5 protein-coding genes are annotated in these 12,117 nt (G+C 66.1%); 4 read left to right on the top strand and 1 reads right to left on the bottom strand.

The features are described from left to right. Positions 1–83: 83 nt before the first annotated feature. The 4 genes from culp6 (at position 84) to G6N08_RS04965 (ending at position 10,208) form a co-directional block, all read left to right on the top strand. Positions 84–1,103: a carboxylesterase Culp6 gene (gene culp6 / locus G6N08_RS04980; protein WP_163756708.1), complete on the top strand. Its 1,020-nt coding sequence runs from the start codon at positions 84–86 to the stop codon at positions 1,101–1,103. Positions 1,104–1,429: 326 nt separating this feature from the next. Continuing rightward, on the top strand, positions 1,430–3,328 hold the full coding sequence (gene fadD32, locus G6N08_RS04975) for a long-chain-fatty-acid--AMP ligase FadD32 (RefSeq protein ID WP_163754941.1): 1,899 nt from the start codon (positions 1,430–1,432) through the stop codon (positions 3,326–3,328). Positions 3,329–3,420: 92 nt separating this feature from the next. After that, positions 3,421–8,661: a polyketide synthase Pks13 gene (pks13, locus tag G6N08_RS04970; protein WP_371868995.1), complete on the top strand. Its 5,241-nt coding sequence runs from the start codon at positions 3,421–3,423 to the stop codon at positions 8,659–8,661. Further along, the gene (locus G6N08_RS04965; protein WP_163754939.1) at positions 8,658–10,208 is read left to right on the top strand and encodes an acyl-CoA carboxylase subunit beta; all 1,551 of its coding nucleotides are present in this window, start codon (positions 8,658–8,660) and stop codon (positions 10,206–10,208) included. Before pks13 ends, G6N08_RS04965 begins: the two co-directional genes overlap by 4 nt. Before the next feature lie 16 nt (positions 10,209–10,224). Here the strand turns inward: G6N08_RS04965 and G6N08_RS04960 are convergent, their stop codons facing one another. Continuing rightward, on the bottom strand, positions 10,225–12,000 hold the full coding sequence (locus tag G6N08_RS04960) for an acyl-CoA dehydrogenase family protein (RefSeq protein WP_163754936.1): 1,776 nt from the start codon (positions 11,998–12,000) through the stop codon (positions 10,225–10,227). Positions 12,001–12,117: the final 117 nt, after the last annotated feature.

Raw genomic sequence — 12,117 nt, 5'->3', positions numbered from 1 at the left:
ATTCCCCTGCACAGCGGGCGGCCCTGGTGGACGATCCCGCCGCCGACTGGTTCACGACCGTTCGGCTCTACGGGGCGGACACGATGACTAAAAGCCCGAAGAGCTCTCGGCGTCGACGTCACCGAATCCTGGGGCTGCTCGCCGCCGCCGCGGCGGCCGTTGCGGTCGCCCTGGCGGTCGCTGTCGCGGTGGTCATCGTCCGTCACCCGGAGTCCCCGCCCACCGCGGTGCCGCCCAGTATCGTGCCGCCGAGCAGCACCCCGCCGCACGCGAAAAAACCCCGGCCGGCTTTTCAGAACGCCAGCTGCCCCGATGTCGAGGTGATCGCCGTTCCCGGAACGTGGGAGTCCTCGCTGCACGACAACCCCTTTAACCCGGTGCAGTTCCCCAAAGCATTGCTGCTCAACATCACCCGGCCGCTGGCCGAGCAGTTTCCGGCCAGCAGGGTCGAGGAGTACACGGTTCCGTACACCGCGCAGTTTCACAACCCGTTAAGCACCGATACCCAGATGTCTTACAACGACAGCCGGGCGGAAGGCACCCGCGCGACCGTTCAGGCCATGCTCGATATGAACAAGAAGTGCCCGTTGACCAGCTATGTGCTGATCGGGTTCTCGCAGGGCGCGGTGATCGCCGGCGACATCGCCAGCGACATTGGCAATGGACGCGGACCCGTCGACCCGGATTTGGTCCTGGGTGTCACATTGATCGCCGATGGGCGCCGGCAGATCGGGGTGGGCAAAGATATCGGCCCCAACCCCCCCGGTGAGGGCGCTGAGATCACGTTGCACGAGGTGCCGGTCCTGTCCGGGCTCGGACTGACGATGACCGGCAAACGGCCGGGCGGTTTCGGCGTGCTCGACGACCGGACCAATGAAATCTGCGCGCCCGGCGACTTGATCTGCGCTGCCCCCGAGCAGGCGTTCAGCCTCGCCAACTTGCCCAAGACCCTCGACACGCTGGCCGGCGGCGCGGGCCAACCCGTACACGCCATGTATGCCACCACCCAGTTCTGGAGCCTCGATGGGCAGTCAGCCACCGAGTGGACGTTGAACTGGGCGCGGAACCTCATCGACCACGCGCCGCATCCCAAACACGGGTAGCCCGCCCGAGGACCGGCACCGGTGACGGCGCGACCGGTTCAGCTCCGTGAGGCCGGTTTGCCGACATCGCCGCATCACCGCACCGCTGAACGGCCTTTCACGCGGTACCTTCTGATTTGGTTCGCCGGATACCGACCCGTAACATTAAGAGGAAATTAAGAAGGATTGCAGGGAGGCCCGACGAGTCCAACGCCGTGCTAATGGACGTGTGCGCATCTGTAGCATCTGTGAAGTTTGGCGTTACCCAACGACCGGCGCGACCTGAGCGTGCGGCGTCGCGCAGGCCGAGCCGATACACCGGAGTAGTCGTGTGACAGGAGAGTGGCATGGCGTACCACAACCCGTTCATCGTGAACGGACACATCAGATTTCCGGAGAATGCCAATCTGGTTCGTCACGTGGAGCGGTGGGCGAAGGTCCGCGGGGAGAAGCTGGCTTACCGGTTCCTCGATTACTCCACCGAGCGGGACGGCGTCGCGCGGGATATCTCATGGGCCCGCTTCGCCGCCCGCAACCGGGCAGTCGGTGCCCGTCTGCAGCAGGTCACCCAGCCCGGGGACCGCATCGCCATCCTGTGCCCTCAGAATCTGGACTACCTCGTGTCCTTTTTCGGCACCTTGTACGCCGGGCGGATCGCGGTACCACTGTTCGATCCGGCGGAACCGGGTCACGTTGGCCGGCTTCATGCCGTACTCGACGATTGCACTCCCGCAGCGATTCTGACCACAAGTGATTCCGCCGAGGGGGTGAGCAAATTTTTCCGCACCCGTCCCGCCAAAGAACGACCCCGCATCATTGCTGTTGACGCGGTACCCGATGAGGTCGCCGCCACCTGGCAACCCCCCGATGACACCGATCCGGACACCATCGCCTACCTGCAGTACACCTCCGGCTCGACCCGTGTCCCGACCGGCGTGGAGATCACCCACCTGAATCTGGCCACCAACGTGGTCCAGGTGTTATACAGCTTTGACGGCAAAGAGGGCGATCGTGGTGTGACGTGGTTGCCGTTTTTCCACGATATGGGTCTGATCGCGATCATGCTCTCACCGGTGCTCGGCCAGTCCAATACGTTCATGACACCGGCCGCCTTTGTGCGCCGCCCGATCCGCTGGCTGCGCGCCATGGCGCGCCAGGACGAGAACGACAACGGCGAGGTCTACTCCGTTGCGCCTAACTTCGCGTTCGAGCACGCCGCCGTGCGTGGTGTGCCCAAAGACGGCGAGCCGCCGCTGGATCTTCGCAATGTCAAGGGAATCCTCAACGGCAGCGAGCCGATCTCGGTCGCATCGATGCGCAAGTTCCATGACGCGTTCCGGCGGTTCGGGTTACGCGACACCGCGATCAAGCCCGCCTACGGGTTGGCCGAGGCGACGCTGTATGTCTCGAGCACCCCGATGTCCGAGGCGCCCACCATCATCTACGTCGACCGGGAGGCGCTCAACAACCACCGCTTCGTGGAGGTCGATGCTGACGCGCCCAACGCCGTCGCCCAGGTGTCCACCGGCAAGATCGGCATCGACGAATGGGCGGCCATCGTCGACCCGGAGACAGCCAGCGAACTGCCGGACGGCCAGATCGGCGAGATCTGGCTGCACGGCAACAACATGGGCAGCGGGTACTGGAACCGCGACAAGGAAACCCAGGAGACGTTCAAGAACATCCTCAAGTCGCGGACCAGCCCCTCACACGCCGAAGGCGCTCCCGACGACGGGCTGTGGGTGCGCACCGGCGACTACGGCACCTTCTACCAGGGCAACCTCTACATCACCGGGCGCATCAAAGACCTGGTCATCGTCGACGGCCGCAACCACTATCCCCAAGACCTCGAGTTCTCGGCGCAGGAAGCCAGCCGGGCGTTGCGCACCGGCTTCGTCGCCGCCTTCTCGGTGCCGGCCAACCAGCTGCCCAGAGAGGTGTTCGACAACCCGCACAGCGGGCTCACCTACGATCCTGACGACACCTCCGAGCAGTTGGTCATCGTCGCCGAACGCGCTCCCGGCGCGCACAAACTCGATCCCCAGCCGATCACCGACGACATCCGCGCGGCCATCGCCGTCCGGCACGGCGTCACCGTGCGTGATGTGCTGCTGGTGCAGGCCGGAACCGTCCCGCGCACCTCCAGCGGCAAGATCGGGCGGCGTGCTTGTCGTGCCGCCTACCTGGACGGCAGCCTGCGCCGCGGCGTCGCATCCCCCACCGTTTTCGCTGACGAGGCCAAATGATGAGTATGGCTGATTCCGGCACTTCTCCGGTGAACTCAGATCCGGTGACCTCAGCGGTGGACTCCCCCGCGTCACGGCCCGCGCGCACCGATATGACAGTCGCCGAGATGCGGCGCTGGCTGCGCGAGTGGGTGGGCAACGCCACCGGAAAGTCCCCCGACACGATCGACGAATCCACGCCGATGGTGGAGTTGGGTCTGTCGTCACGCGATGCCGTGGCGATGGCCGCTGACATCGAAGACCGCACCGGGGTCACGCTGTCGGCGACGGTGGCCTTTCAGCACCCGACCATCGATTCGCTGGCCACCTACATCGTTGAGGGCGAACCCGCGGTGGTCGAAACCGGTGACGACGAGGACTGGTCGCGCCCCGGGCCGGCCGACCGGGTCGATATCGCCGTGGTGGGGTTGGCCACCCGTTTCCCCGGGGATATGAACACCCCGGAGGAAACCTGGCAGGCGCTGTTGGAGGGCCGCGACGCAATCACCGACCCGCCGGAGGGCCGCTGGTCGGAGTTCCTCGGTGAACCCCGCATCGCCGAGCGGGTCGCCCGGGCCCGCACCCGCGGCGGCTATTTGAAAGACATCAAGGGCTTCGATTCGGAGTTCTTCGCGCTGTCGAAGACCGAGGCCGACAACATCGACCCACAGCAACGGATGGCGCTGGAGCTGACCTGGGAAGCCCTGGAGAACGCCCGGATCCCGGCGTCGAGTCTGCGCGGCCAGGCTGTCGGGGTGTTCATCGGCGCCTCGGTCACCGACTATGCCTTCCTGGCCATGTCGGACCCGACCGTCACTCACCCGTACGCGATCACCGGCAACGCGCACTCGATCATCGCCAACCGGGTGTCCTACTTCTACGACTTCCGTGGCCCCTCGGTGGCGGTGGACACCGCCTGCTCGAGTTCGTTGGTCGCCACCCACCAGGCCGTGCAAGCGCTGCGGTCCGGCGAGTGTGACGTGGCCGTCGCCGGCGGGGTGAACGCGCTGATCACCCCGGTGATCACGGTGGGTTTCGACGAGGTCGGCGGGGTACTGGCTCCCGACGGGCGGATCAAGTCGTTTTCCGCCGACGCCGACGGCTACACCCGCTCGGAGGGTGCGGGGATGCTCGTGCTCAAACGGGTTGACGACGCCCGCCGCGATGGTGACCAGATCCTGGCGGTGATCGCCGGCAGCGCGGTCAACCACGACGGGCGCTCCTCGGGCCTGCTGATCCCCAACCCCGACGCCCAGGCTGACGTGCTGCGCCGCGCTTATAAAGACGCCGGCATCGACCCGCGCACCGTCGACTACATCGAGGCACACGGCACCGGCACCATCCTCGGCGACCCGATCGAGGCCGAAGCGCTGGGGCGCGTGGTCGGCAAGGGCCGCCCCGCCGACAAGCCCGCGTTGCTGGGTGCGGTCAAAACCAACATCGGGCACCTGGAATCGGCCGCCGGGGTGGCCAGCCTGGCCAAGATGGTGCTGGCCTTACAGCACGACAAGCTGCCGCCGTCGATCAACTACGCCGGGCCCAACCCGCACATCGACTTCGACGCGCTGCATCTGAAGGTGGCCGACACCGTCACCGACTGGCCGCGCTACAGCGGGTATGCGATTGCCGGGGTGTCCAGTTTCGGGTTCGGCGGCGCCAACGCGCACATGGTGTTGCGGGAAGTGCTGCCCCGCGACGTGATCGAGCGCGACGAGCCGGAGCCCCAACCGGAAGCCCCCGCGACCCCGGAGGCACCCGCAACCGGGGTGCGTTTCGACGAGTACGGCGAATTCATCGAGCAGCAGCCAGCGGCGGACGAGCCCGAGCTGCCGGGGCTGACTGAGGAGGCCAAACGGCTCAAGGAAATCGCGCTGCAGGAGCTGGAAGCCGCAGAGCCTGTGACTCCGCTTGTGCCGCTGGCTGTTTCAGCGTTTCTGACGTCCCGCAAGAAAACCGCGGCCGCGGAGCTGGCCGACTGGATGGAAAGCCCTGAAGGACAAGCATCATCGCTGGAGTCGATCGGGCGGGCGCTGTCACGGCGCAACCACGGGCGTTCACGCGCGGTGGTGCTGGCCCGCACCCACGAGGAGGCGATCAAGGGTCTGCGCGCGGTCGCCGAGGGCAAGCAGGCGCCGAACGTGTATTCGGCTGACGGGCCGGTCACCAGCGGGCCGGTATGGGTGCTGGCCGGGTTCGGTGCCCAGCACCGCAAGATGGCCAAGAACCTCTACCTGCGCAACCCGGTCTTCGCCGAGTGGATCGACAAGGTCGACGCCTACGTGCAGATTGAGCGCGGCTATTCGATCGTGGAGCTGATCCTCGACGACTCGAAGGATTACGGCATCGAGACCACGCAGGTCACCATTTTCGCGATCCAGGTTGCGCTGGGCGAGCTGCTCCGCCACCATGGCGCCAAACCGGCGGCGGTGGTGGGCCAGTCGCTGGGCGAAGCCGCGGCGGCCTACCTGGCGGGCGGGTTGTCGCTGGCGGACGCCACCCGCGCGATCTGCTCGCGCTCGCATCTGATGGGCGAGGGCGAGGCGATGCTGTTCGGCGAGTACATCCGGCTGATGGCGCTGGTGGAATACTCTGCCGAGGAGATCAAAACGGTGTTCTCCGACTTCCCCGATCTGGAAGTCTGCGTCTACGCCGCCCCCAACCAGACCGTCATCGGCGGTCCGCCCGCGCAGGTGGACGCGATCATCGCCCGCTGTGAGGCCGAAGGCAAATTCGCCCGCAAGTTTCAGACCAAGGGCGCCAGCCACACCTCGCAGATGGATCCGCTGCTGGGCGAACTGTCCGCCGAATTGCAAGGTATCCGGCCGCATCCCATCACCATCGGGTACTTCTCGACCGTGCACGAGGGCCGCTACATCAAGCCCGGCGAGACCATCCACGACGTCGAATACTGGAAGAAGGGCCTGCGGCATTCGGTCTACTTCACCCACGGCATCCGCAACGCCGTCGACAGCGGGCACACCACCTTCTTAGAGCTCGCACCCAACCCGGTGGCGCTGATGCAGGTGGGCCTGACGACGGCCGCGGCGGGATTACCTGACGCGCAGCTGATCCCGACGCTCGCGCGTAAGCAGGATGAAGTCGACTCGATGACCGCCGCGATGGCGCAGCTGTATGTGCACGGTCACGACTTGGACATGCGCACGTTGTTCACTCGCGCGAAAGGCCCCGAGGACTACGCCAACATTCCCCCCACCCGGTTCAAACGCAAAGAGCACTGGCTCGACGCGCATTTCGCCGGCGACGGCTCGGTGATCATGCCGGGCACCCACGTCGCGCTGCCCGACGGTCGGCACGTGTGGGAGTACGCGCCGCGTGGTGAAACCAACCTCACTGAATTGGTGAAAGCAGCTGCCGCGCAGGTACTTCCGGATGCCCAGCTCATCGCGGCAGAGCAGCGGGCGGTACCGGGTGCGGGTGCGCGGCTGGTGACGACGCTGGCCCGTTATCCCGGTGGGGCGTCGGTGCAGGTGCACGCCCGCATCGATGAGTCCTTCACTTTGGTCTACGACGCGCTGGTGAGCAGGGCCGGCCAGGTGGCGGGGTTGCCGGCTGCGGTGGGTGCCGGCACGGTGATCACCGCTGCGACCGCGCCGACGGAGACCACCGAAGCCGCGACCGCGCCGGCTGAGGCCGAGCCGGACGCCGAGACCCTGCGCGACAGCCTGACATTGCGCAACATGCCGGCCGGCTTCACCAAATGGTCACCGGATTCCGGGGAAACGGTGCACGAGCGGCTTGCCACGATCGTCTCAGCGGCGATGGGTTACGAACCCGAAGACCTGCCGTGGGAGGTGCCGCTGATCGAGCTGGGCCTGGATTCGCTGATGGCGGTGCGCATCAAAAACCGTGTCGAATACGACTTCGACCTGCCGCCCATCCAACTGCAGGCCGTGCGTGACGCGAACCTCTACAACGTCGAGAAGCTGATCGAATACGCGATCGAGCACCGCGACGAGGTGCAGCAGCTGCACGAATACCAGAAGACGAAGACGGCCGAAGAGATCGCCAAAGAGCAAGCCGAATTGCTCAGCAGCGCCCAAACGGCCGCGACCCAGACACCGGCGGCTCAACCGGATTCGGCAGCGGCGGCACCGGATGCGCCGGTCCCGCCGCCGCCCACGGACCCGTCGGGCCCGGCCGCACAACCGGTCCCGCCGCCGCCCACGGACCCGTCGGGTCCGGCCGCGCAGCCCAATCTGGCCGGTGCCGCGCAGGCGCTCAACCAGCGCGCGGTCGCCGAGGCGCTGAGCTCTGATGTGCCGCCGCGCGACGCCGCCGAGCGGGTCACGTTCGCGACCTGGGCGATTGTCACCGGCAAGTCCCCGGGCGGCATCTTCAATCCGCTGCCCACGCTCGACGAGGACACCGCCGCCAAGATGGCACAGCGGCTCGCCGAGCGCGCCGACGGCCCGATCACCGTCGAGGATGTGGTGTCCGCACCGACGATCGAGGCGCTGGCCGAGAAGGTGCGTGAGCATCTGGAGGCCGGGCAAGTCGACGGGTTCGTCCGCACCCTACGGGCGCGTGCGGAAGGCTCCACGAAAATCCCGGTGTTCGTGTTCCACCCGGCCGGCGGTTCGACGGTGGTGTACGAGCCCCTGCTCAAGCGCCTGCCGCCGGACACCCCGATGTATGGTTTCGAGCGGGTCGAGGGCACGATCGAGGAACGCGCGCTGCGCTACGTGCCCCGGCTGGTGCAGATGCAGGGCGAGGGGCCGTTCATTCTGGCCGGGTGGTCGCTGGGCGGCGCGCTGGCCTACGCGTGCGCGATCGGGCTGAAACGGCTGGGTTGCGATATCCCGTTCGTTGGGCTCATCGACACCGTGCGCCCCGGCGAAGAAATCCCGCAGACCAAAGAGGAGATCCGCAAACGCTGGGAGCGCTACGCGCGCTTCGCCGAGCGCACATTCAACGTCACCATCCCCGAGATTCCCTACGAGCAGCTCGAACAACTCGACGACGAGGGTCAGGTGAAATTCGTTCTAGAAGCGGTCAGGGCCAGCGGTGTGCAAATCCCGGCCGGGATCATCGAACACCAGCGCACCTCATATCTGGACAACCGGGCGCTGGACACCGTACAGATCCAGCCATACGACGGGCATGTCACCCTCTACATGGCCGACCGCTACCACGACGACGCGATCATGTTCGAGCCGCGCTACGCCATCCGCCAACCCGACGGCGGATGGGGTGAATACGTGTCCGATTTGGAGATCGTGCACATCGGCGGCGAACACATCCAGGTCATCGACGAGCCGTACATCGCCAAGGTGGGAGCGCATATGAGCGAAGCCCTCAACCGGATCGAAGCCGAACAGAAGGCCCGCAGGTGAGTACGAAGACCACCGCGCAGCTGCTGGCCGAACTCCGCGAAAAACTGGAACTGGCCAAAGAACCCGGCGGCGAGAAGGCCGCGGCCAAGCGCGCGAAGAAAGGTATCCCAAGCGCACGCGACCGTATCCACGCTCTGCTGGACCCGGGCAGTTTTCTGGAGATCGGCGCGCTGTGCCGCACCCCGGGCGATCCCAACGCGCTCTACGGTGACGGTGTGGTCACTGGCCACGGCAGGATCGACGGCCGCCCGGTGGGGGTGTTCTCCCACGACCAGACCGTGTTCGGCGGCACAGTCGGAGAAATGTTCGGCCGCAAGGTTGCTCACCTGATGGAATGGTGCGCGAAGGTGGCCTGCCCGATCATCGGGATCAACGACTCCGGCGGGGCCCGGATCCAGGATGCGGTGACCTCCCTGGCATGGTACGCCGAGCTCGGCGCCCGCCATGAACGGCTGACCGGTCTAGCCCCGCAGATTTCACTGATTCTCGGTAAATGCGCTGGGGGAGCGGTATATTCACCGATCCAGGACGATCTCATCGTCGCGGTGCGCGACCAGGGCTACATGTTCGTCACCGGGCCCGACGTGATCAAGGAAGTCACCGGCGAGGATGTGACCCTCGACGAGCTCGGCGGTGCCGACGCCCAAGCCCGCTACGGCAACATCCACCAGGTCGTGAACTCCGAGGCTGAAGCGTTTCAGTATGTGCGCGACTTTCTGTCGTTCTTGCCGTCGAACTGCTTCGACAGGCCGCCGATCGTCAATCCCGGCCTGGAGCCGGAGATCACCCCGCATGACCTTGAGCTGGACTCGATCGTTCCCGATAACGACAACGCGGCCTACGACATGCACGAGATCTTGCTGCGGATCTTCGACGACGGCGACTTCCTCGACGTCGGCGCGCAGGCCGGGCAGGCCATCATCACCGGTTTCGCCAGGGTCGACGGGCATCCGGTCGGTGTGGTCGCCAACCAGCCGATGGTGTTGTCCGGCTCGATCGACAACGAGGCCTCAGACAAGGCGGCACGGTTCATCCGGTTCTGCGACACGATGAACCTGCCCCTGATTTTCGTCGTCGACACCCCGGGTTTCCTGCCGGGGGTCGAGCAGGAGAAGAACGGCATCATCAAACGCGGCGGCCGGTTCCTGTACGCGGTGGTGGAAGCCGATGTGCCGAAGGTGACCATCACGGTGCGCAAGTCCTACGGAGGGGCCTATGCGGTGATGGGGTCGAAACAGTTGACCGCGGACTTGAACTTCGCGTGGCCCACCGCGCGGATCGCCGTCATCGGCGCCGAGGGCGCGGCGCAGCTGTTGATGAAGCGGTTCCCGGATCCGACCACCCCTGAGGCACAGGCGATCAAGAAGAGCTTCATCGAGAACTACAACCTCAACATGGCGACCCCGTGGATCGCCGCGGAACGCGGGTTTATCGACGCGGTGATCGAACCGCACCAGACCAGGCTGCTGCTGCGCAAGGCGCTACACCTGTTACGTGACAAGCAGGTTCAGCACGTGCAGCGCAAGCACGCGCTGATCCCCATTTAACGGCGGGCGGCTGCTCTCACTGCATCCTCAGAGCGCCGTCCACCAGCTCGCCGAAACGTTCCAGCGCTTCGTCGCTTTCCGCGTCGATACCACGAAGCCGGCCCCGCTCGGCGAGGTAACGCTGGGCGTACAGCCTGGCGACCAGTGCTTTGCGCTCAGCGTGTCGGCTGGCCCGCTCCCAGGCGGCCTGCTCGACGAGCAGAGCGGCCGCGTACACGTCGCCCATGAACTGCGTGAGCGGAAACAGCCGCGCTTCAGCCACGCCGCGCTCGAGTTTGCTCCACGCGGTGATCGCCGCGTCCAGATCCGCGACGCGGTCTGCGACCAGCCGCGTCGTATCGTCGTCGTCGGACACCGACACCGCGTCGTGCATCCGCGCCAGCAGCGACTCGTGGGCGTGGGCTTGCTCGATGCCCCGCCGCACGTCCAGACAGAGAATGTTGTCGGGGCCCTCCCAGATGGTGTTCACCTGGGCGTCACGCAAAATCCTCGCCACCGGCCAGTTTTCGATATAGCCGTTGCCGCCGTGGATTTCGATCGCATCCGACGCCATGGTGATACCGAGCCGGCACACCTTCAGCTTGGTGACCGGGACCGCGATACGCTGGCGAATAACCTTGGGCTGCTGATGGTTAGCGAATCCGATCCCGTCGAAAACCATAGCCTGCGCGGCTTCAACGTCCACGATCATCTCAGCCAGCTTGCGTCGCATCAGCGGTTTGTCGAGGAGCGGCTCACCGAATGCCCGCCGCGCCCACGCGTAGCACAACGACTCCACCAGGGCACGGCGCGCGTTGCCGAGGGCGAACAGTGCGATACCCAGCCGAGCGGCGTTGGTCAGCTCCATCATGCGGCCGAGCCCTTTACCGTCAGCCGGGCCGGCGTCGCCGCTCGGCTCCCCGGAAAGCAGAAAGGCTTCGGCATCAACGAATTCCACCTCTCCGGAAGCGACCGAGCGGGTGCCCAGCTTGTCCTTGAGGCGCCGGATCCGCACACCATTGGCCGAACCGTCGCGGCGCGTCCGCAACACAAGGAACGTGGCTACACCGCGGGTGGAGTCCGGGGCGCCCACCGGCTTGGCCAGCACAACGAAGACCTGGCCGTTGCAGTTGGAGGCGAACCACTTGAAGCCGTTGAGCAGCCAAGCGTCCCCGCAGCGCGTCGCGGTCGTCTCCAGCGCGGCCAGATCGGAGCCGCCGGTGCGTTCGGTGAGCAGCTGCGCGGTCTCACCGTCCCATTCCCCGGACGCGAATTTGGCCAGCACATACTCCCGGACATCCGCCGGCGCGTAGGCCGCCACCAGCGACTTGACCATAGTGCCGCCGGTGCCCAGCGCACAGCCCATCCCGATGTCGGCCTGGTCGAGTAAATAGTTGGACGCGAACAACGGCACTGCCGGGTTCATCCCGGCGCGCCGGGCCGCGTCACGCAGGGTCTTCTGGGCGTCCAGCACCGCACGCTTGGACTCGATGAACGACGGCGGCATCACCACCCGGCTGATGTCATGTCCCCAACGGTCGTAGCGCTCCAGCCGCGGCGGGTTCCGGTCGGTCTCCTCAGCCCACCGCGCCACCGGTCCACCCATGAGCTCGCCGATGCGCGTCAGATGCGGCTCGGCGAATGCCAACTCGTCGGGCCGCAGATAATAGGCCATCATGAATTGCAAGGTGGGATCGGTGTTATACCAGTTGAGCCCCACCGCTCCCTGATAGTTCTCGGTGCGGTAACGCGCGGCTTTTTCCGCAGTGCTGAAGGGCAGCCGATCCACCGCCTCGACCTCATAGTCACTCATGGCGCGACCGTATTACACGTGCACCGTCAGGTGAAGCGCAGCCGTAACGTCTCGGGCGCGCTCATGGGCGCGGATAGCCCCGTGCCGGTATTCGGCGGGGACCGGCGACCGCCCGGC

This window comes from Mycobacterium botniense, assembly GCF_010723305.1.
Classification (GTDB): domain Bacteria; phylum Actinomycetota; class Actinomycetes; order Mycobacteriales; family Mycobacteriaceae; genus Mycobacterium; species Mycobacterium botniense.
This window is presented reverse-complemented; position numbering and strand designations above follow the sequence as displayed.

Excerpts from the sequence above, each read along its gene's own strand:
- culp6 (WP_163756708.1), top strand. The coding sequence starts at position 84 with ATGACTAAAAGCCCGAAGAGCTCTCGGCGTCGACGTCACCGAATCCTG.
- fadD32 (WP_163754941.1), top strand. The coding sequence starts at position 1,430 with ATGGCGTACCACAACCCGTTCATCGTGAACGGACACATCAGATTTCCG.
- pks13 (WP_371868995.1), top strand. The coding sequence starts at position 3,421 with ATGACAGTCGCCGAGATGCGGCGCTGGCTGCGCGAGTGGGTGGGCAAC.
- G6N08_RS04960 (WP_163754936.1), bottom strand. The coding sequence starts at position 12,000 with ATGAGTGACTATGAGGTCGAGGCGGTGGATCGGCTGCCCTTCAGCACT.